The organism is Frigoribacterium sp. VKM Ac-2530 (assembly GCF_015350835.1).
Taxonomy (GTDB): Bacteria; Actinomycetota; Actinomycetes; order Actinomycetales; family Microbacteriaceae; genus Frigoribacterium.
On the sequence record NZ_JADKSE010000002.1, the window covers coordinates 316,285 to 336,917 of the forward strand.

Sequence of the window (20,633 nt, forward strand, 5' to 3'; positions counted from 1 at the left end):
GCGGAGCCGTGGAACGTGCGGCCCCTGCACCACCACCCGGAGCGGGCTCGACATCGGGGCCGGGGTCGGACACGGGTGCTGAGTACGGGGGCCGGGCACACGACGAAGGAGGCGCCCCGCACTGCTGCGGGGCGCCTCCTCCGTGACCTGGCCGGGCCGGCCTGATCGGGTGTCGCTCGTTACGCGTTCTGCTTCTTGAGGCGAGCCGTGCTGCGCTGGCGGGCGCTGGCGTCGAGCTCGACCTTGCGGATGCGGATGGCGTCGGGGGTGACCTCGACGCACTCGTCGTCACCGGCGAACTCGAGCGCCTCCTCGAGCGACAGCACCTTGGAGGGGGTCATCGACTCGAAGTTGTCGGCAGTCGACTGACGCATGTTGGTCAGCTTCTTCTCCTTGGTGATGTTGACGTCCATGTCGTCGGCGCGCGAGTTCTCGCCCACGACCATGCCCTCGTAGACCTCTTCGGTCGGCTGCACGAAGAACGTCATGCGCTCCTGCAGGTTGATGATCGCGAAGGGCGTGACGACGCCGGAGCGGTCGGCGATGATCGAGCCGTTGGTGCGGGTCGAGATCTCGCCGGCCCAGGGGCCGTAGCCGTGGCTGATGCCGTTGGCGATGCCGGTGCCGCGCGTGTCGGTGAGGAACTGCGTGCGGAAGCCGATCAGGCCGCGCGAGGGGACGATGAACTCCATGCGGACCCAGCCCGAGCCGTGGTTCGCCATGTTCTCCATGCGGCCCTTGCGGGCGGCCATCAGCTGCGTGATGGCGCCGAGCCACTCGTCGGGCACGTCGATCGTCATGTGCTCGAACGGCTCCTGGAGCTTGCCGTTCTCGTCACGACGGGTGACGACCTGGGGCTTGCCGACGGTGAGCTCGAAGCCCTCGCGACGCATCTGCTCGACGAGGATGGCCAGCGCGAGCTCGCCGCGGCCCTGGACCTCCCACGCGTCGGGGCGTCCGATGTCGACGACCTTGAGCGAGACGTTTCCGATCAGCTCGCGGTCGAGCCTGTCCTTGACCATGCGGGCGGTCAGCTTGTGCCCCTTGACCTTGCCGATGATGGGCGAGGTGTTGGTGCCGATCGTCATCGAGATGGCGGGGTCGTCGACCGTGATGGTCGGCAGCGGCCGCACGTCGTCGGGGTCGGAGAGGGTCTCGCCGATGGTGATCGTGTCGAAGCCGGCGACGGCGACGATGTCGCCGGGGCCCGCGCTCTCGGCCGGGTAGCGGCTGAGGGCCTTCGTGATGAGCAGCTCGGTGATGCGGGCGTTCGCGACCGTGCCGTCGGCCTTGACCCAGGCGACCGTCTGGCCCTTCTTCAGGGTGCCGTGGAACACGCGGAGGAGCGCGAGGCGACCGAGGAACGGCGAGGCGTCGAGGTTGGTGACGTGCGCCTGCAGCGGGTGCTCGTCGTCGTAGGTCGGCGCGGGCACGTGCGTGAGGATCGCGTCGAACAGCGGCTCGAGGTCGTCGTTGTCGGGCAGCGAGCCGTCGGTGGGCTTGTTGACGGACGCGGCGCCGTTGCGGCCGGACGCGTAGACGACGGGCACGTTGAGGATGGCGTCGAGGTCGAGGTCGTCGACCTCTTCGCTGAGGTCGCTGGCCAGGCCGAGGAGGAGGTCCTGGCTCTCGGCGACGACCTCGTCGATGCGCGCGTCGGGGCGGTCGGTCTTGTTGACCAGCAGGATGACGGGGAGCTTGGCCGCGAGAGCCTTGCGGAGCACGAAGCGCGTCTGGGGCAGGGGCCCCTCGGACGCGTCGACCAGCAGGACGACGCCGTCGACCATGGACAGGCCGCGCTCGACCTCGCCGCCGAAGTCGGCGTGGCCGGGGGTGTCGATCACGTTGATGGTGATCGGGCCGTCGGTCGCGTGGGAACCGTTGTAGAGCACCGCGGTGTTCTTCGCGAGGATCGTGATGCCCTTCTCGCGCTCGAGCTCGTTCGAGTCCATCATGCGGTCTTCGGTGTCGAAGTGCGCGTCGAACGAGTTCGTCTGCTTGAGCATGGCGTCGACGAGGGTCGTCTTGCCGTGGTCGACGTGGGCCACGATCGCCACGTTGCGCAGGTCGCTGCGGATGGCAGTCGCCATGGATGTATTCCTTACGAGAAGAGTCAGGGGGAAGTGGTCGGGACGGGGCCCGGCGGGAACAGTCTACGGCACGTGGTAAAGGGGCCCTCCCCCGTGCTCTCGGCACGGTCGGAGGGCCCCGTCACGGGCGGGACGAGCAGTGGATCAGCGGCCGAACTCGAAGTGGGCGCCGGGGATCGCCTCGAGCAGCTCGCGGGTGTACTGCTTCGACGGCTCGGCGAAGATCGAGTCGGTGGTGCCGGCCTCGACGATGCGCCCCTTCTGCATGACCGCGACGTTGTCCGCGATGAGGCGGACGACGGCGAGGTCGTGCGTGATGAAGAGGTACGTCAGGCCGAGCTCGGTCTGCAGGTCGGTCAGCAGGTCGAGGATCTGCCCCTGCACGAGCACGTCGAGGGCGGAGACCGCCTCGTCGAGCACGATGACGTCCGGCTTGAGGGCCAGCGCACGGGCCACGGCGATGCGCTGACGCTGGCCCCCCGAGAGCTCGTTCGGGTAGCGGTTGACCGTCGAGGCCGGCAGCGACACCTGGTCGAGCAGCTCACGGACACGGGCCTGGCGGCTCGCGCGGTCGCCGATGCCGTGGGTCACGAGCGGCTCGGCGATCGTGTTGCCGACGCTGTACATCGGGTCGAGCGAGCCGTACGGGTCCTGGAAGACCGGCTGGACGCGACGACGGAAGTCGAAGAGCTCCTTGCCGCGCAGGGCGCCCACGTTCTGGCCGCCGATCGAGACCGTGCCCGACGTGATCGACTCGAGCTGCAGGACGAGCTTCGCGACCGTCGACTTGCCCGAGCCCGACTCGCCGACGAGCGCCATGGTGGTGCCCTTGGGGATGCGGAACGACACGTCGTCCACGGCCTTCAGCTCGGTCGTCTTGAAGCCGCCCTGACGGATCCGGTACGTCTTCGAGAGGTTGTCGACCGTGATGTAGTCCGTCGCGGCCTTGCCTGCCTGCTCGCGCTGGTGGGCCCGGGCGATCAGCTCGGCGTCCTCCGACCCCTCGGCCGACACGTCGACGTCGGGGGTCGAGGCCGGCTCGATCGTCGACTGGATGCGACGGCTGGCGAGGCTCGGCGCCGCCGCCACGAGGCGCTTCGTGTACGGGTGCTGCGGGTTCGCGAGGATCTCCTTCGACGGTCCCGACTCGACGACGCGGCCCTTGTACATGACCACGAGCTTCTCGGCGCGCTCGGCCGCGAGGCCGAGGTCGTGCGTGATGAACAGCACCGACGTGCCGTAGTCGCGCGTCAGCGTCTCGAGGTGGTCGAGGATGCGCCGCTGCACGGTCACGTCGAGGGCCGAGGTCGGCTCGTCGGCGATGAGCAGCTTCGGGTGCGACGAGAGGCCGATGCCGATCAGGACGCGCTGGCGCATGCCGCCCGAGAACTGGTGCGGGAACTGCTTGAGGCGCTGGTCGGCGTCGCCGAGGCCGGCTTCCTGGAGCACCTCCACCGCGCGCTTCCGCACCGCCTGCTTGCCGGTGGCGACGCCGTTCGCACGGATCGCCTCCTCGACCTGGAAGCCGATGCTCCACACGGGGTTGAGGTTCGACATCGGGTCCTGCGGCACGTAGCCGATCTCGCGGCCGCGGATGGCCTGCATCTCGGCGGCCGACGCCTTGGTGAGGTCCTTGCCGTCGAACAGGATCTGTCCGCCGGTCACCTCGCCGGTGCCCGGCAGCAGGTCGATGATCGACGTGGCGGTCGTCGACTTGCCGGAACCGGACTCGCCGACGATCGCGAGGCTCTCGCCCTGGCGCATGGTGATGTCCACGCCGCGGACGGCGTCCACGTAGCCGGCCTGGGTCTTGAAGCCGATCTTGAGGCCCTTGATCTCGAGCAGCGGGGCGCCGGGCTCGCCGGTGCGGCCGGCCCGGGGGCTGGTGTTGGTCTCGGAGGTCATCGACGCGCCCTCGCCTTCGGGTCGAGGGCGTCGCGCACGACGTCGCCCATGAGGAGGAACGACAGCACCGTGATCGACAGCGCGGCCGCGGGCCAGAACAGCGGGCCGGGCGCGACGCGCAGCGACGTGCGGGCCGCGTTGATGTCGTTGCCCCACGACATGGTGCTCGGCGGCAGGCCGATGCCGAGGAACGACAGGGTCGCCTCGGCGACGATGAACGTGCCGAGCGAGACGGTCGCCACGACGATCACGGGCGTGATCGCGTTGGGCACGACGTGACGGACGAGGATGCGGAACCGCGAGACGCCGAGGGCGGCGGAGGCGGTGACATAGTCGCTCGCCCGGGCGCTCAGCACCGAGCCGCGCATGACGCGGGCGATCTGCGGCCAGGCGAAGACCGACAGCACGAGCGCGACCGTCAGGGGCGTGCGCACCGGGAGGATCGACATGAGCACGATGGCGCCCAGCACGGTGGGGATGGCGAAGAAGATGTCGCCGATGCGGGAGACGATCGCGTCGAGCCACCCGCCGTAGAAGCCGGCGAGCGAGCCGACGACGATGCCGACCAGCGTCACGATGACGGTCGCCAGGAGGCCCACCGTCAGCGAGGCACGGGTGCCCCAGACGATGCGCGAGAAGACGTCCGCGCCCTGCAGCGTGAAGCCGAGGGGGTGGCCGCTCTCGCCGCCCTGGTTGCTCTTCGTCAGCGCCGCGGCACGGGGGTCGACGCTCGTGAACAGCCCGGGGAACAGGGCGACCACGATGACGACGACGATGAGGCCGGCGGCGATCCAGAAGGTGGGACGGCGCTTCATCGCGTCCCAGGCGTCGTTCCAGCTGCTGCGCGGCTTCTCGGACTCGTCGATCGCGTCGACGGCCCGGATGGGCGTCTCCTCGAGATCGGCGACGAAGTGGTCGGCCGACAGGGCCGACGAGTCGTTACTTGGCATAGCGGATCCTCGGGTCGAGAAGGGCGTAGAGCAGGTCGACGAGGAGGTTGGCGAGCATGAAGATGATCACCATCACCGCGACGAACGAGACGACGGTCGGGCCCTCGCCGAGCGTGATCGCCCGGTAGACCGTGCCTCCCACGCCCTGGATGTTGAAGATGCCCTCGGTCACGATCGCGCCGACCATGAGCGAGCCGATGTCGACGCCCAGGTAGGTGACGACCGGCACGAGCGAGTTGCGGAGGATGTGCACGGTGACGACGCGGCGACGCGTGAGCCCCTTCGCCGACGCGGTGCGGACGAAGTCGGCGCTCGAGTTCTCGGCGACGGAGGCGCGGGTGAGCCGGACGATGTACGCGAACGACACGGACGCCAGCACGATGGCCGGCAGCACGAGCTCGGACCACGGGGCCTGTGAGCTCACGGTCGTGCGGAACAGCCCGAGCTGGATGCCGAAGACGTACTGCAGCAGGAAGCCGATGACGAAGGTCGGCACCGAGATGAGCAGGAGGCTCACGACCAGCGCGCTCGTGTCGAAGAGCTTGCCCTTGCGGAGACCCGCGACGAGGCCGACGACGATGCCCGCGACGGCCTCGAAGACGAGGGCGAGCATCGCCAGGCGGAACGTGATCGGGAACGCACGCACCAACTCGTCGACGACGGGGCGACCGGAGAAGGTCGTGCCCAGGTCGCCCGTGAACAGCCCGCCGATGTAGAGCAGGTACTGCACGAGGAACGGCTGGTCGAGGTTGTACTCGGCGCGGATGGCCTCGATGACGGCGGGGCTGGGCGTCTTGTCGCCGAACAGCGCGGCCACGGGGTCGCCCGGCAGCGCGAAGACCATGAAGTAGATGAGGAACGTCGCCCCGAAGAAGACGGGGATCAGTTGGAGGAGCCGGCGTCCGGTGTACCAGAGCATCAGGCCTCCTCAGACGTCTGCGCGTGCATCGTTGTCGCAATCATGTGGAGAGAGGGAAGAACGGTCATGACGCCCGCCGAGGGGCCCGGGCAGTGAGGACACTGCCCGGACCCCTCGCGAGCTCCGGTCGAGCGCGGTGCGCGTCGACCTTACTTGGTGATGTTCGAGTAGAGCGGGACGGAGTCCCAGCCGTACTCGACGTTGCTGACCGTGTCGGACCAGACGCCGTTCACGTTCGCGTACCACAGCGGCACGATGGGGAGGTCCTCGAGGAGGATCTCCTGGGCCTTCTGGTAGTAGCCGTTCGCCTCGTCGACGTCGCTCGCGGCGCTGCCCTGGGCAAGCAGGTCGTCGAACTCGGGGTTCGAGTACTTGCCGTCGTTGGACGAGCCGTTCGTGGCCATCGTCGGGTACAGGAAGTTGTACAGCGACGGGTAGTCGGCCTGCCAGCCGGAGCGGAACGCGCCGGTCATGGCACCGCCGGAGGCGTCGGTGCGGAACTCGGCGAAGGTCGGGTAGGGCTTGCCCTCAGCCTTGATCCCCAGCGTGCTGGCGATGCTGTTGGTCGTGGCGTCGACCCACTCCTGGTGGCCGCCGTCAGAGTTGTAGCCGATGGTGAACACGGTGTCGCCGTAGGGCGAGATCGCGTCGGCCTCGTCCCACAGCTCCTTGGCCTTGTCGGCGTCGTAGGAGAGGACGTCCTCGCCCTTCAGCTCGTCGGTGTAGCCGGGGATGACGGGCGAGGTCCAGTCCTTGGCGGGGGTGCGGGTGCCCTGGAAGATGACCTTCGTGACGTCGTCGCGGTTGATGGCCATCGAGATGGCCTGGCGACGGAGCTTGCCCTCTTCGTCGTCACCGAAGTGCGCGAGGTACTGGGGGATCGTCATGCCCTGGAACACCGCGGCCGGCTGGTTCAGGTTCGTGTCCGGGAAGTCGCTCTGGTAGGTCTGGAACGCCGCCGGGCCGATCTGGTCGAGCACGTCGAGGTTGCCGCCCTGCACGTCGGCGTAGGCCGAGTCGAGCGAGGTGTAGAAGTTGATGTCCAGACCGCCGTTGGCCGGCTTGCGGTTGCCGTCGTAGTCGGGGTTGGTGATCAGCTTGATGCCCTGGTTGTGAGTCCAGGCACCCTCGCTGGCGAGCATGTACGGACCGTTGCCGACCGGGTTCTCGCCGAAGGCGGCGGGGTCGGCGTAGAACGACTCGGGCAGCGGCGAGTAGGCCGAGTAGCCGAGGCGCAGGGGGAAGTCGGCCTCAGGGGTCTTCAGCGTGACGGTGAACTGCGTGTCGCTGTCGACGGTCAGGTCGAGGTCGCTCTGCGCGGTGTCGTCGTAGCCGACGAAGTTCTCGAAGAACGAGGCGCCCGACGAGGTGGCGGCGTTGTCGAAGCTCGCGGCCCAGTTCCAGGCCTTCGTGAACGACTCGGCGGTCACGTCGGTGCCGTCGCTGAACTTCCAGCCGTCCTTGAGGGTGACGGTCCACACGGTGGCGTCGTCGCTCTCGATGCTGTCGGCGACCTCGTTCTCGGTGGTCCCGTCAGCGTTGTAGCTGATGAGGCCCGCGAAGATCGACGTGACGATGCGGCCGCCGCCCGTCTCGGTGGTGTCCGAGGGGATCAGCGGGTTCTCGGGCTCGGTGCCGTTGGTCGTGATGATGGCGCTCGCGTCGCCGGAGGTGTCGTCGTCCGACCCTCCGCCGCTGGCGCAGCCCGTGAGGACGAGTGCTGCCGTCCCCACGACGGCGATGGCCCCGAGGCCCATGCGCGTCTTCTTCAATGTTCCTCCTGATGCGGGAAAGGACGCAGCGGGGCCCCCATGAGCCTCGCCGCGTTGGATGCAGTCACCCTAAGCACCGGGCTCAGCCATCTCCAAACCCCTGGGGGAACGGTTACACGACGGAAACCAACTCGCCGGATCTTTGCGTCCGTGGGCGATCCGTTGCGTCGCGGCTGCGAAGAGCGCAAGGATCCGCTGCGAGAAATCAGACAGCTGCCGGGTATCATCCGCTGCCGGCCGGGGCGTCCCGTACGATCGGCGCGTGAGCGACAGAGACGACACGCTACCGGCAACGCCGGGGCCGAGGCCACGGGGCGGCGTGGCCGGCCCCCTCGAGACGGGACCGGGCCGGCCCACGAGGGCACGCCTCCGCGCCGAGATCGCGATCGTGCTCGGGCTCTCGCTCGGCGCCTCCGCGGTCTACTCGGTGCTGTCGATCGCCAACCGGCTGACCCGCGACGAGGCGCTGTCGCAGCAGACGGCGACGCTCAACTCGTCGCTCAGCGACCGGCCCGTCTTCGACCTGATCTACCAGCTGGTCGGCATCGCCGTCGACCTCGTGCCCGTCGCGCTCGTGGCGTACCTGCTCTGGAACGAGGCCCGCCCGCACCTCGGCCGCCTCGGGGTCGACTTCTCGCGCGCCGGCCGCGACGTGCTCGGCGGCGCCGGGCTCGCCCTCGCCATCGGCATCCCGGGCATCGGGCTCTACCTCGTCGGCAAGGCCCTCGACCTGACCGTGACCGTCGTCCCGACCGACCTCGCGGCACAGTGGTGGACGGTGCCCGTGCTGCTGCTCTCGGCGCTGCGGGCCGGCGTGACCGAGGAGGTCATCGTCGTCGCGTACCTCTTCGTGCGGCTCCGCGACCTCGGCTGGCGCACCTGGCCGATCATCGTCGCCGCCGCCCTGCTGCGCGGCAGCTACCACCTGTACCAGGGCTTCGGGGCCTTCGTCGGCAACGTCGTCATGGGTCTCGTCTTCGGCTGGCTCTACACGCGGACGGGCCGGGTGCTCCCGCTGGTCGTCGCGCACCTCCTGATGGACGCGGCCGTGTTCGTCGGCTACCCGTGGGCGGCGACGACGTTCCCGGCCGCCTTCGGGCTGCCCAGCTGACCCGAGGAGGCGGCAGGCCGGACGAGACGCGTGGCCTCCCCCGGCCAGGCCGACGCCGATCTGCGCCGACTTGCGACCTCGGCCCGAGACGCCCCTTGACACCCGTTCGGGGGGAGCGTGTCATTGTCTCGAGGGTCGTACGGACCTGACAACTCCACACGCACCTCCTCGACCGTCCCCCCGGGTGTCATCCGGGACGGCCCCCGTCACGCCGGCGCCGTCCGCGCCGCTCAGGGGCCGGCACCCGCGGGGACCAGGAGGGAGCCGCCCGGGCCGCTGACGGGATCAGCGACCGGGCGGCTCCCTGCGTCACGGCTCGACGTGCGGAGCAGGCGCGCTCAGGCGAAGGCCTCGACCGGCGGGCACGCGCAGAACAGGTTGCGGTCGCCCCAGGCCTGGTCGATGCGGCGCACCGGGGGCCAGTACTTGCCGCGGACCAGGGTGCGGACCGGGTAGACGGCCTCTTCGCGGCTGTACTCGCGAGTCCACTCCCCCGAGATGACCGACTCGGCCGTGTGGGGCGCGCCCCGCAGGGGGCTCGACTCGGCGGTGAAGCGGCCCGACGCCACGTCGGCGGCCTCGCCCGCGATGGCGATCATCGCGTCGACGAAGCGGTCGATCTCGGCGAGGTCCTCGCTCTCGGTCGGCTCCACCATCAGCGTGCCCGCGACCGGGAACGACATCGTCGGCGAGTGGAACCCGTAGTCGATGAGGCGCTTGGCCACGTCGTCGACGGTCACGCCCGTGGCGTCGCGGAGCGGACGCAGGTCGAGGATGCACTCGTGCGCGACGAGCCCGTTCTCTCCCGCGTACAGCACCGGGAAGTGGTCGCGCAGCCGCGCCGCCACGTAGTTCGCCGAGAGCACCGCGGCGCCGGTCGCCGCGGCGAGCCCCTCGGTGCCCATCATGCGGACGTAGGCCCAGCTGATCGGCAGGATGCTCGGCGACCCGTAGGGGGCGCTCGACACGGGGACGCCCGCGTGCGCGAGCCGCTCGCCGGCCGCGGCGGGCTCGGCGCCCGTGCGACGGTCGGCCTGCTGCGCCAGGGGGTGGCCGGGCAGGTACGGGGCGAGGTGGGCCTTGGCCGCCACGGGCCCGACACCGGGACCGCCGCCTCCGTGCGGGATGCAGAACGTCTTGTGCAGGTTGAGGTGGGAGACGTCGCCGCCGAAGTCGCCGAACCGGGCGAAGCCGAGCAGCGCGTTGAGGTTCGCGCCGTCGACGTAGACCTGCCCGCCCGCCGCGTGCACCGCGTCGGTGACCTCGCGGATGTCGTGCTCGTACACGCCGTGCGTCGACGGGTACGTGATCATCAGCGCCGCGAGCTCGTCACGGTGCTGCTCGACCTTGGCACGCAGGTCGCCGAGGTCGACGTCGCCCTGCTCGTTGCAGGCCACGACGACCACGCGGAGCCCTGCGAGCACGGCGCTGGCCGCGTTCGTGCCGTGCGCGCTCTGCGGGATGAGGCACACGGTGCGGGCCGTGTCGCCGGCGGCGAGGTGGAAGCCGCGGATCGCGAGCAGGCCGGCGAGCTCGCCCTGGCTGCCGGCGTTCGGCTGCAGCGAGACGGTGTCGTAGCCGGTGACCTCGGCCAGCCAGCCCTCGAGCTGGCCGATCATCTCGAGGTAGCCCTCGACGTCGGAGGCCGGTGCGAACGGGTGCACGGCCGCGAACTCGGGCCACGTCACGGCCGCCATCTCGGTCGCCGCGTTGAGCTTCATCGTGCAGCTGCCGAGCGGGATCATGCCGCGGTCGAGCGCGTAGTCCTTGTCGGCGAGGTGCTTGAGGTAGCGCATCATGCTGGTCTCGCTGCGGTGCGTGCGGAAGACCGGGTGCGTCAGGAAGTCGGAGGTGCGGCGGAGGCCCTGCGGCAGCACCTCGTCGCGCTCGTCACGCGCCTCGCCGCCGACTGCGGGCGACGCCGCGGGCAGGGCCACCCCGAGGACGTCGGCGACGACCTCGAGGTCGTCGCGCGTCGTCGTCTCGTCGAGCGACAGGCGGACGCAGTCGGAGTCCACGGCCCAGAGCAGGTAGCCGCGAGCGTGAGCGGCGGCGACGATCTCGTCCGCCCGGCCGGGCACGAAGACCTGGAGGGTGTCGAAGAACACGTCGCTCTCGAGCTCGAGGTCGCTCGCGCGCACGGCGGCCGCGAGGTCGGAAGCGTGCGCGTGCACGCGCGACGCGATGTGCCGGAGCCCCCACGGGCCGTGGTAGACGGCGTACATCGAGGCCATCACGGCGAGCAGCACCTGGGCGGTGCAGATGTTCGACGTCGCCTTCTCGCGGCGGATGTGCTGCTCGCGGGTCTGCAGGCTGAGCCGGTAGGCCGGGTGTCCTTCCACGTCCTGCGAGACGCCGACGAGACGGCCGGGCAGCTGGCGCTCGAGCCCCGTGCGGACGGCCATGTAGCCGGCGTGCGGGCCGCCGAAGCCCATGGGCACGCCGAAGCGCTGGCTCGTGCCGACGGCGACGTCCGCCCCGAACTCGCCGGGCGGGCGGAGCAGGGTCATCGCGAGCAGGTCGGCGGCGACGACCGCGAGGCCGCCGGCGGCGTGGACGGCGGCGACGACCGCCTCCGGGTCCCAGACGCAGCCGGAGGCGCCGGGGTACTGCACGAAGACGCCGAAGGCGTCGGGGATCTCGGCCGGGTCGACGCTCGAGAGCTCGAGCTCGACGAGCTCGATGCCGACGGCCTCGGCGCGCCCGGCGAGCAGGGCCTTCGTCTGCGGCAGGGCGTCGGAGTCGACGACGAAGACGTCGGTGCGTGCCTTCGAGGCACGACGGGCGAGCAGCATGCCCTCGACGACTGCGGTGCCCTCGTCGAGCATCGACGCGTTGGCGGTCGTGAGCCCGGTCAGCTCGGAGACCATCGTCTGGAAGTTGATGAGCGCCTCGAGCCGGCCCTGCGAGATCTCGGGCTGGTACGGCGTGTAGGCCGTGTACCAGCTGGGGTTCTCGAGCACGTTGCGCTGGATCACGGCGGGCGTGACGGTGTCGTAGTAGCCGAGGCCGATCATGCTGCGCGAGGGGCGGCCGCGGTCGGCGAGCGCGCGGAGCTCGGCCAGCGCCTCCTTCTCGCCGATCGGCGCCGGCAGCACCGAGGCGTCGACGGGCTCGGCGTGGATGCTGTCCGGCACGGCGGCACGGACGAGCGACTCGACGCTGTCGTGGCCGAGCAGCTCGAGCATGGCCGCCTGGTCGGCGGCGGTGGTGCCGACGTGGCGGTCGACGAAGCCGGTGGCGGCCCGGTCGGACCAGTCGCCGAAGACGGACCCCTGCGCGTCGCTCATTCGGCGGTGAGGGCGACGTACTCGTCGCGCGAGAGGAGGGACAGGCCGTCTGTGCTCGCCAGGGTGATCTTGATCAGCCAGCCCTTGCCGAACGGGTCGCTGTTGACGAGGTCGGGGCTGTCGACGACGGCCTGGTTGGCCTCGAGCACGGTGCCGAGGGCGGGGGCGTAGAGCTCGCCGACCGACTTGGTCGACTCGATCTCGCCGACGACCTTGCCGGTCTCGACCTCGGTGCCCTCGGCGGGCAGGTCGACGTAGACGACGTCGCCGAGCTTCTCGGCGGCGTAGTCGGTGATGCCGACGGTGGCGGTGTCGCCGTCGATGAGCAGCCACTCGTGCTCGGAGGTGTACTGCAGGGCGGTGAGATCGGTCATGGCCGGTCCTTTCGAGGAGGCAGGGGCGCCGAGGCGGCGGGGGCTGGGGCTGGGGCTGGGGCTGGGGAGAGGGTCGAGGAGGCGGGCGTGCGGGAGCAGGTCAGCCGCGCTTGTAGAACGGCAGCGAGACGACGGACGCGGGGATCGCGGTGCCGCGGACGTCGACGGCCAGCGCGGGGCCGCGGTCGACGACGTCGGGGTCGACGAACGCCATGGCGACGGGGTGGCCGAGCGTGGGCGAGAGGGCGCCGCTCGTGACCTCGCCGACGACGGTGCCGTCGTCGGTGACGACCGCGTAGCCGGCCCGTGCGGCACGGCGGCCCTCGAGCGTCAGGCCGACGAGCACGCGGGCCGCGGGGGCAGGCTCGACGCCCGCCTTGCCCACGAACTCCTTCGAGGTGTCGACGACGCGGCCGAGACCGGCCTGCGCCGGGCGGACGTCGAGGCCCAGCTCGTGGCCGTAGAGCGGCATGCCCGCCTCGAGGCGGAGCGTGTCGCGGCTGGCGAGCCCGGCGGGGACGAGGCCGCGCGGGCCGCCTGCCTCGGCCAGGGCGCCCCACAGCTCGGGGGCGAGCTCGGGCGCGAGGTAGAGCTCGAAGCCGTCCTCGCCCGTGTAGCCGGTGCGGGCGATCAGCACGGGGGCGTCGTCGAACGTGCCCTGGAGCACGCGGTAGTAGCGGAGGGTCGACAGGGGCGCGTCGGGCTGCAGCCGGTCGGCCGTGACCAGCTCGTCGAGCACGCCCTCGGCCTCGGGGCCCTGGATCGCGATGAGCGCGGTGTCGTCGCTCTCGTCGTCGACCGTGACGTCGAAGCCGTGCGCTCGGCTCGCGAGGGCGCCGAAGGCGGCGTCGCGGTTCGAGGCGTTGGCGACGACGAGGTAGTCGTGCTCGTCGAGGCGGTAGACGACGAGGTCGTCGACGATGCCGCCCTCGGGGCTGAGCAGCAACGAGTACTTGGCCCGGCCGACCGCGATGGTCGAGAGGGTGCCCGCGAGCGCCGCGTCGAGGAACGCCCCGGCGTCGGGACCGACGACGGCGATCTCGGCCATGTGCGACAGGTCGAACAGCCCGGCGGCGGTGCGCACCGCGTGGTGCTCGGCCAGGTCGGAGCTGTAGCGGACGGGCATCTGCCAGCCGGCGAAGTCCGTGAAGCTGGCACCGGCGGCGACGTGGACGTCGTGCAGGGGGCTGAGGCGCTCCTCCTGCTCGTCGGCGACGGCCTCGGCGTCGACCGCGTCGACGAGGTCGAGGGGCGCGCCGTCGGCGGTCGCGACGCCCTCGGTGCCGTCGTCGGCGAGGGGCAGGTCGCCGGTCGGCGCGGCGGGGCCGTCGCGCAGGTCGGCGTCGACGTGCGGGGGGGCGTCAGCGCGCAGGTCGGCGTCGTCGGGGCCGGGGGCGGCGGGCAGGTTCGAGGATGCGTCGGACATCTGCGGACTCCTGGGGGAACGGCCCGGCACCAGGTGACTCGGCCGGGATCGGCGTCGTGCAGCACCTGCACGACGGGGACGCGCACGGCACGGCGGAGCCGTGGTCGTGCACCCCCTCTGTCATGGGCCTGAGAGCTTCGCCGGCCACGGGGGCCGACTTTCACCGTGGGCGAGGAGGCGGTGCCGGCGACGCTCGCGCGCCTCCTGCAGGTGCCCCCTGCTTTTCAGAGCGGCCAGTCCGTCGCGGTACGCGGTACCTGAGAGATTGGCGGGGAGCTTGCTCCTTCGGTGCCCGGCGGCGCACCAGCGTGCGCTCCGGGGCTCTCCCGCGACGTGTTCGTGGCCCGGTGTTCTGTTGTGGCGCTCACCCTACAGCGGGCATGTGACAGCGGTGTTTCGGGAGCGACGACGAACGCCCCGACCGGGAGGGTCGGGGCGTTCGGGCCAGGTCGAGACGGCGGACCTAGGAGAGGGGCTGCGCGGGCTGGCCGGGCTCGGGCGAGCCGGCGGCCTGGTGCGCGGCGACGAGCTCGCGCACGTCGTTCGCGAGCTGCGCGACGCCCTCGGGGAGCATCTCGAAGCCCTCGCTGTTGCCGGGGTTCACCACGAGCCCCGTCTGCGCGGGGATCGCCTGGACGAGCTCGGCCGCGGGGATCGTGGCCTGGTACTCGGCGACGCCCTTGACCTGCTCGCCGATCATGTCGGCGTGCGTGAAGGCGGCCAGCATGGGCGTGCCCTCGCGGTCGAAGAGCACCGGCTGCAGGTCGTTCAGGCTGTCCTGGGCGTCGACGGCGGTCGCCACGACGACCTGCGCGTTCACGAACTCGGCGAGGACGGCGTTCATGTCGCCCTCTCCTGCCTGTCCCTTGCTGATGGCCTGCTCGAGGGCGGTCGGTTCGCGGTTCTCTGTAGCGGTCATCGAACCAGCTTGCACCCTCGACCTCCGTGGCGCCTCCGTGGCTCCTCCGTGCGGTTAGTCTGAGCCTCCTCGACCTCCGTCGGCGCCCGCCGACGCCCGTCCCGTCACCTGGAGCGCGCCGTGCCCACCAAGACCGCCTCGCTGGTCACCGCCGCCCTCGCCGTCACCCTGCTGCTGGCGGGCTGTGCCGGGACCGACGGGGAGCCCGGCGCCGCGGCCACGCCCACGGTCGTCACCACGACCGGGCCCGACGCGACCGCGACGCCGCTGCCGACCACCACTCCCCCGGCGCCGTCGACGGCCGAGGCGCACGAGGCGCCGCCCGCCTGGGACGCGTGCGTCGCCGCGGTCAGGGCCGAGTACCCGGACCTGCCGTCGATCGACGACGTCTGGGCCTACGAGGAGGCGGACGTCCGCGACTCGGACTCGGGCGCGGTCGCCGAGGTGCGCTTCGGGCACCTCGCCGACGGCCGGGTCGAGGCGGCGTTCACCTGCCAGATCTCGGGGACGCCCGAGTCGCCCGTGGTCGACCTCGTCTCGCCGGTCGACGTCTAGGACCGTTCCGCTCCGCTCTCACTGGTCTGCCTGCCTGCCTGCCTGCCTGCCCGCCTGCCTGCCTGCCTGCCTCTCAGCCGCCGACCGCACGGCGAGTGGTCGGCAGTCGTCCTCATCGGGACGTCCAGGGACAGTCGCTGACCACTCGCAGCGCCGGACCGACGGGTCAGGCGGGCGGCCGGGTCGCGCGCACCGCCGTGGCGTCGAGGTCGTCGTCGTGCTCGATCGACGTGACGAGGCCTGCGGCTGCGAAGAGCGCAGCCGTGGCCACGGCCTGGGCCTCGCTCGTCTCGATCAGCAGGGTGCCCGTCGGCGCGAGCCACTCCCCTGCGCCGGACGCGATGCGGCGGTGCAGGTCGAGGCCGTCGTCGCCGCCGTCGAGGGCGAGCAGGGACTCGTGCAGTCGTGCCTCGGGCGGCATCGTCGCGATCGCCGCCGTGGGGACGTAGGGCGCGTTCGCGACGAGCAGGTCGACCCGGCCGCGCAGGTGCGTCGGCAGCTCGGCGAAGAGGTCTCCCCCGACGACCGTCGCCCCGTCGCCGAGGTTGCGCCGGGCACAGCGCGCGGCGACGGGGTCGAGGTCGGCGGCGACCACCTCGAGCCGGGGGCGCCGGCGGAGCAGCGCGGCCGCGACCGCCCCCACCCCGCAGCACAGCTCGACGACGACAGGTGCCGTGCCGGAGGCGGTCGTCCCGTCGGGCGGGACCTGTCCCCGTCCCGGCGCCGGCGGCAGCCCCGGCACCACGGCGAGCGCCGCGTCGGCCAGCCGCACGAGCAGCTCGGTGCGGCGTCTCGGCACGAAGACGCCCGGCTCGACGACGAGGCGGAGCCCGTCGAAGGCCGCCCAGCCGAGCACCTGCTCGAGCGGCTCGCCCGCCGTCCGCCGGAGGACGAGCGACTCGAGGCCCGGACCGGCCGCCGCCGCCTCGAGCAGGAGGCGCGCCTCGTCCTCCGCGAAGACGCAGCCGGCCGCTCTCAGGCGCGCGACCACCGCCTCCTCGTCGGGACCTGGTTCCCCGTGCCCCGCCGTCGTGTCGACCACGGGGCCAGCGTAGGGGCCGCACGCCGGGGTGCGACGGTCACCGCGCGCTGTCGGCGGCGACGCGTAGGCTCGCCTCGATCATGAAGCCGCTGACCGAGACCGACATCCGTGAGTCGTTCGTGAACGCCCTGCCGGGCGACCTCGACCGGCTCCCCATCCCCGGCCTGCACGAGATGCTCTGGGACGACCGGGAGTTCCTGGGCTGGCGCGACCCGCAGGCGCACCAGCGCGGCTACATCGTGCACTGGATGGACGACCGGCCGGTCGGTCTCGTCGTCCGTTCCGCCGGCTCCTCGTTGCGACCCGGCATCGCCGCCATGTGCTCGCTCTGCCAATCGCCCCAGCCCGCGACGCAGGTGCGCCTCTTCACCGCGCCCAAGGCGGGCGACGCCGGCGCCAACGGCGACACGATCGGCACCTACATCTGCGAGGACCTGGCGTGCTCCCTGCTCATCAGGGTCGCGCCTCCCCACCTCAACCCTCCCGAGCAGATCGAACGGCGCGCCTCCGGCCTCGCCGAGCGCGTCCGGGGCTTCACGACGAACGTCATGAAGACCGCCTGACGCCGCTGCCCGCCAGCCCCTCCCCACGAACGAGAGCGAGTCGCACCATGTCAGTCGTCAAGATCAACGCCATCCACGTGCCCGAGGGCTCGGGCTCCGAGCTGGAGTCCCGCTTCGCCGCCCGCAAGCACTCGGTCGACGGCGCTCCCGGCTTCGAGGGCTTCCAGCTGCTCCGCCCGGTCTCCGGCGACACGCGCTACTTCGTCGTGACGACCTGGGCCGACGAGCAGTCGTTCCAGGACTGGCAGGCGAACGGCGCCGCCGCCGCGCACGCCGGGCCGCCTGCAGGCCAGGGCGCACCGGCGGGCCACGGCGCACCGGCCGACCAGGGCAGCGAGGGCGCCGAGGCACCTCGCCGTCCGGTCGCCACCGGAGCCGACCTGCTCGAGTTCGAGGTCGTCGAGCTCTAGCCGCGGGGCTCGCCCCGCACCCCGGAGTGGACGATGCACCCCGACATGTCGGGGTGCATCGTCCACGTCGGGGTGTCACGTGAGGCTGCCGTCGGCGTCGACGTCGCTCGACGTCGAGCGACGTCGCCCGCGGTCCCCAGGGGACTCCAGGGTCGGCGCGTAGCCTGCCGACCAGTCGCGACCCGCCCCGAGCCGCCACGAGAGGCACAGGACACCATGGACAAGGCAGCACGCACCCCGTCGGCACGATCGAGGTCCGCACGGTGGATCCCCGCCGTCGTCGTCCCGGCCGCGGTGGTGGCCGCCGGCATCGTCGTGCCGTCGATGGCCGCCAACGCCGAGGTCGTGCTGCCCGAGAAGACTCCCCAGCAGGTGCTCGAGCTGGCCGCGTCGAGCGCCGGGGCCTCGTTCTCGGGCACGGTCGAGCAGACGAGCGACCTGGGCCTGCCCGACGTGTCGAGCTTGCAGGGCCAGGGCGGCGCCGGCGACGCGACGAGCGACGCCCTCGAGCTCCTCACCGGCAGCCACACCGCGAAGGTCTTCGTCGACGGCACGGACAAGCAGCGCGTGCAGGTCGTGGAGGACCTGGCCGAGCGCGACGTCGTCCGCGACGGCGACAGCGTCTGGACCTGGGACTCCGAGTCGAAGGAGGCGTCGCACCTGACGCTGCCCGACGCGAGCGGCACCGAGGTCCCCACCGCCCTGCCCGACGGCACCGCCGTGCCCCAGACGCCGGCCGAGCTCGCCTCGGCCCTGCTCTCCGCCGTCGAGCCCACCACGACCGTCACCGCGACCGACAACGTGAAGGTCGCCGGCCGCACCGCGTACCAGGTCGTCCTCACACCCGACGACCCTGCGACGCTCGTCGGCAGCGCGACGCTGACCGTCGACTCCGAGACGGGCGTGCCCCTCAAGGTCGTCGTCGCCGCGAAGGGCCAGGCCGACCCGGCCGTCTCGGTCGGCTTCACCTCCGTCGACTTCAGCACCCCCTCCTCCGACGTCTTCGCCTTCACGCCGCCCGCGGGCGCCGACGTGACTGAGGCCCCCGCACCCGGCACCGACGACGCTCGCGCTCACCACGCCGACGGCCAGGCACCGGAGAAGACCGTGCTCGGCTCCGGCTGGAGCACGGTCGTCGGTCTCGCCCCCTCGGCGACCAACGAGTCCGCGCCGACGGGTCCGTCCTCCGACGACAGCTCGGCGCTGCTCGACCAGGTCCTCACCCCGGTCGACGGCGGCAAGGTGCTCCAGACCTCGCTCGTCTCCGTGTTCGTCGGCGACGACGGTCGCGTGTGGGCCGGTGCCGTCGACGCGGACGCCCTCCAGGCCGCCGTCGCCGCGCAGTGATCGACCGGCGACGTGGGCGGCAGGCGCCGTGAGCGACGGGTCTGACGCGGGGCCGGACGCCGGCCTCGCGGTCCAGACCGTCGGCCTCGGCAAGACCTTCGGTCGCCAGCAGGCTGTCGCCGATCTCGACCTCGCGGTGCCGCGGGGCAGCATCTACGGGTTCCTCGGCCCGAACGGCTCGGGGAAGACGACGACCATCCGCATGCTGCTCGGCCTCACGAGCTCGACGAGCGGGTCGATCCGGGTGCTCGGCGGCTCGATGCCCGACCGCGCCCGCGACGTGCTGCCCCGTGTCGGCGCGCTCGTCGAGGGGCCCGCGTTCTACCCGTTCCTCTCGGGACGAGCCAACCTGATGCGCCTCGACTCGGGCGACCGTCGGGCTCCCGGCGGCACCCGGAAGGCCAGGGTCGCGGCCGCCCTCGACCGCGTGGGCCTCGGCCACGCCGCCGACAAGAAGGCGCACGCCTACTCCCTCGGCATGAAGCAGCGCCTCGGCATCGCGAACGCGCTCCTCATGCCGCGCGACCTGCTCGTGCTGGACGAGCCGAGCAACGGCCTCGACCCGCAGGGCACCCGGGAGGTGCGCGGCCTGATCCGCTCCCTCGCCGACGACGGGACGACCGTCCTGGTGTCGAGCCACCTGCTGGCCGAGGTCGAGCAGATGTGCACGCACATCGGCGTGATGAGCGCGGGCCGGCTGCTCACGCAGGGCACCCTCGGCGACCTCCGCGCGCTCGGCACGCACCGCGTGCGCCTGCTCACGCCCGATCCCGACCTCGCCCGTGACGTGCTCGTCCGGCTGGGCCTCACGCCCGACGACTCGGGCTCGGCCGGCCCTGCCCCGTCCGAGGGAGCGCACGTCGAGGCCGACCTGACGGTGGAGAAGCTGGCGCCTGAGGCGATCGTCGCGGCACTCGTCGCCGCCGCCGTGCGCGTGCGTGGCTTCGAGGTGTCGGGCGCGAGCCTCGAGGACCGCTTCGTCGACCTGACCGGGGAGGGCTTCGATGTCGCCGGCTGATCCGATCCCGTCCGACGGGGCCGCCGCCTCCTCGCCCGCCGACGGGGCCGCGGCCGGCTCGCCCACCGTCATGCCCGAAGCGGGGAGCCGTCGCGGCTCCGGGCTCGCGCTGCTCGGCAGCGAAGTCGTCGTCCTGTTCCGCCGCGTCCGCACGATCGCCCTGCTGTCGGCGCTCGCGCTGATCCCGATCCTGCTCGCCGTCGCGGTCCGCGTGACGACCGACGACGCCGGCTCGGGCGGGCGTGGCCCCGCCTTCCTCGGGGACATCACGCAGAACGGTCTCTTCGTCTCGCTCACCGCGCTCACCGTGGCCATCCCCCTGTTCCTCCCTCTCACGGTGGGCGTCGTCGCGGGCGACACGATCGCGGGCGAGGCGAGCCTCGGCACCCTGCGCTACCTGCTCGTGACCCCGGTGGGCCGGGTGCGCCTCCTGCTCGTGAAGTACGCCGGCGCCGCCCTGTTCTGCCTCGTCGGCACCCTCGTGGTGGTCGTCGTGGGGGCGATCGCGGGCGCGGCCCTGTTCCCCGTCGGTCCGGTCACCCTTCTGTCGGGCCAGACGATCGGGCTCGGCGACTACGCGGGCCGCATGCTGCTGATGGCCCTCTACGTCACCATCTCCTTGCTGGGCCTGAGCGCGATCGGGCTGTTCGCCTCGACGCTCACGAGCGTGCCCGTGGGCGCGATGGCGGCGACCATCGTCCTCTCGACCGTCGCGCAGATCGTCGACGCGCTGCCGCAGCTGGACTTCCTCGACCCGTGGCTGTTCACCCACTACTGGCTCGGCTTCGCCGATCTGCTGCGCGATCCGATCTCGTGGAGCAACTTCGCGGACAACGCGCTGCTCCAGGCGGGATACATCGCCGTCTTCGGCGCTCTGGCGCTCGGTCGCTTCACGACGAAGGACGTCCTGAGCTGAGCCGGGCTCCGCACCGGTCTACCGTG

General features: G+C 71.8%; 17 protein-coding genes and 1 riboswitch. Of the genes, 7 read left to right on the forward strand and 10 right to left on the reverse strand.

Annotated elements, in window-relative coordinates; all coding sequences use genetic code 11:
• Positions 1-179: 179 nt before the first annotated feature.
• The 5 genes from typA to ITJ48_RS10415 form a co-directional block, all read right to left on the reverse strand.
• Positions 180-2,090: a translational GTPase TypA gene (gene typA, locus ITJ48_RS10395; RefSeq protein WP_194613622.1), complete on the reverse strand. Its 1,911-nt coding sequence runs from the start codon at positions 2,088-2,090 to the stop codon at positions 180-182.
• 144 nt (positions 2,091-2,234) lie between these two features.
• Positions 2,235-3,995, reverse strand: coding sequence for an ABC transporter ATP-binding protein (locus ITJ48_RS10400; protein WP_194613623.1), 1,761 nt, complete (start codon positions 3,993-3,995; stop codon positions 2,235-2,237).
• Entirely contained in the window at positions 3,992-4,945 is a 954-nt protein-coding gene (locus ITJ48_RS10405; protein WP_194613624.1) for an ABC transporter permease, read from the reverse strand. The genes ITJ48_RS10400 and ITJ48_RS10405 overlap by 4 nt, the downstream gene beginning before the upstream one ends.
• Positions 4,935-5,864: an ABC transporter permease gene (locus ITJ48_RS10410; protein ID WP_194613625.1), complete on the reverse strand. Its 930-nt coding sequence runs from the start codon at positions 5,862-5,864 to the stop codon at positions 4,935-4,937. The genes ITJ48_RS10405 and ITJ48_RS10410 overlap by 11 nt, the downstream gene beginning before the upstream one ends.
• A 149-nt stretch (positions 5,865-6,013) precedes the next feature.
• Positions 6,014-7,636 carry an ABC transporter substrate-binding protein gene (locus ITJ48_RS10415; RefSeq protein WP_194613626.1) on the reverse strand — a complete coding sequence of 541 codons (1,623 nt, stop codon included), beginning with the start codon at positions 7,634-7,636 and terminating at the stop codon, positions 6,014-6,016.
• A gap of 319 nt (positions 7,637-7,955) precedes the next feature.
• Between ITJ48_RS10415 and ITJ48_RS10420 the strand changes: the two genes are divergently transcribed.
• Positions 7,956-8,747, forward strand: coding sequence for a CPBP family intramembrane glutamic endopeptidase (locus ITJ48_RS10420; protein WP_194614418.1), 792 nt, complete (start codon positions 7,956-7,958; stop codon positions 8,745-8,747).
• A gap of 338 nt (positions 8,748-9,085) precedes the next feature.
• Here ITJ48_RS10420 and gcvP read toward each other — a convergent pair whose 3' ends face one another.
• The 4 genes from gcvP to ITJ48_RS10440 all read right to left on the reverse strand — a co-directional run bounded on the left by gcvP (position 9,086) and on the right by ITJ48_RS10440 (position 14,756).
• Complete coding sequence (gene gcvP, locus ITJ48_RS10425; protein ID WP_194613627.1) at positions 9,086-12,037, reverse strand: aminomethyl-transferring glycine dehydrogenase; 2,952 nt, start codon at positions 12,035-12,037, stop codon at positions 9,086-9,088.
• Positions 12,034-12,411: a glycine cleavage system protein GcvH gene (gcvH, locus tag ITJ48_RS10430; protein ID WP_194613628.1), complete on the reverse strand. Its 378-nt coding sequence runs from the start codon at positions 12,409-12,411 to the stop codon at positions 12,034-12,036. Before gcvH ends, gcvP begins: the two co-directional genes overlap by 4 nt.
• A 100-nt stretch (positions 12,412-12,511) precedes the next feature.
• Positions 12,512-13,837, reverse strand: a complete 1,326-nt coding sequence (gcvT, locus tag ITJ48_RS10435) for a glycine cleavage system aminomethyltransferase GcvT (protein ID WP_194613629.1) — start codon at positions 13,835-13,837, stop codon at positions 12,512-12,514.
• 234 nt (positions 13,838-14,071) lie between these two features.
• Positions 14,072-14,176: riboswitch (glycine riboswitch) on the reverse strand.
• Positions 14,177-14,300: 124 nt separating this feature from the next.
• Positions 14,301-14,756 carry an SseB family protein gene (locus ITJ48_RS10440; protein WP_194613630.1) on the reverse strand — a complete coding sequence of 152 codons (456 nt, stop codon included), beginning with the start codon at positions 14,754-14,756 and terminating at the stop codon, positions 14,301-14,303.
• A gap of 120 nt (positions 14,757-14,876) precedes the next feature.
• On the opposite strand from ITJ48_RS10440, the gene ITJ48_RS10445 reads away from it, so the two are divergent.
• Positions 14,877-15,311: a hypothetical protein gene (locus ITJ48_RS10445; protein WP_194613631.1), complete on the forward strand. Its 435-nt coding sequence runs from the start codon at positions 14,877-14,879 to the stop codon at positions 15,309-15,311.
• A 166-nt stretch (positions 15,312-15,477) separates the two neighbouring features.
• On the opposite strand, the gene ITJ48_RS10450 is transcribed toward ITJ48_RS10445, so the two are convergent.
• Complete coding sequence (locus ITJ48_RS10450; protein WP_370544879.1) at positions 15,478-16,353, reverse strand: methyltransferase; 876 nt, start codon at positions 16,351-16,353, stop codon at positions 15,478-15,480.
• 80 nt (positions 16,354-16,433) lie between these two features.
• On the opposite strand from ITJ48_RS10450, the gene ITJ48_RS10455 reads away from it, so the two are divergent.
• From ITJ48_RS10455 to ITJ48_RS10475, 5 genes are all read left to right on the forward strand, one after another.
• Positions 16,434-16,916 (forward strand): FBP domain-containing protein, encoded by a 483-nt coding sequence (locus ITJ48_RS10455; RefSeq protein WP_194613632.1) that lies wholly within the window; start codon positions 16,434-16,436, stop codon positions 16,914-16,916.
• 47 nt (positions 16,917-16,963) lie between these two features.
• A complete protein-coding gene (locus tag ITJ48_RS10460; RefSeq protein WP_194613633.1) occupies positions 16,964-17,326 on the forward strand; it encodes an antibiotic biosynthesis monooxygenase in 363 nt (120 codons plus the stop codon).
• 216 nt (positions 17,327-17,542) lie between these two features.
• On the forward strand, positions 17,543-18,673 hold the full coding sequence (locus ITJ48_RS10465; RefSeq protein WP_194613634.1) for an outer membrane lipoprotein carrier protein LolA: 1,131 nt from the start codon (positions 17,543-17,545) through the stop codon (positions 18,671-18,673).
• A 28-nt stretch (positions 18,674-18,701) separates the two neighbouring features.
• Complete coding sequence (locus ITJ48_RS10470) at positions 18,702-19,691, forward strand: ATP-binding cassette domain-containing protein (protein WP_194613635.1); 990 nt, start codon at positions 18,702-18,704, stop codon at positions 19,689-19,691.
• Positions 19,678-20,607 carry an ABC transporter permease gene (locus ITJ48_RS10475; protein ID WP_370544880.1) on the forward strand — a complete coding sequence of 310 codons (930 nt, stop codon included), beginning with the start codon at positions 19,678-19,680 and terminating at the stop codon, positions 20,605-20,607. The genes ITJ48_RS10470 and ITJ48_RS10475 overlap by 14 nt, the downstream gene beginning before the upstream one ends.
• Positions 20,608-20,633: the final 26 nt, after the last annotated feature.